Source organism: Pseudomonas sp. SWRI81, assembly GCF_014268545.1.
Classification (GTDB): Bacteria; Pseudomonadota; Gammaproteobacteria; order Pseudomonadales; family Pseudomonadaceae; genus Aquipseudomonas; species Aquipseudomonas hamedanensis.
The window spans coordinates 1-252 of the sequence record NZ_JABWQS010000118.1 but is presented as its reverse complement, the minus strand read 5'-3'; the positions used below and the strand labels follow the sequence as shown (position 1 = coordinate 252).

At 60.3% G+C, this 252-nt stretch carries 1 pseudogene; it reads right to left on the bottom strand.

Annotation, left to right across the window (positions count from 1 at the left end):
• Positions 1-252, bottom strand: a pseudogene (locus HU765_RS26685) (hypothetical protein); the annotation flags it as partial.

Sequence of the window (252 nt, the reverse complement as noted above, 5' to 3'; positions counted from 1 at the left end):
CAGCCCATAGGCCGCGACAGCGGCAAACATCGGCACCATCGGCAGGATGTAATAAGCGCGCTTGAAGTGCGGCACCGACAGGCCAAGTAGAATCATCAAGCCGCACGCGCCGAGCCGCACGACCATATGCACGTCTTCATCGGTCCGTCGCAACGCCCATCGGTGGCGCAGCGCGAACAAAGTCGCCAGGGCCAGCGGCACCACGGGGAAGTAACGGTACAAACTCAACTGGAAGTAGAAATAGAACGGCTC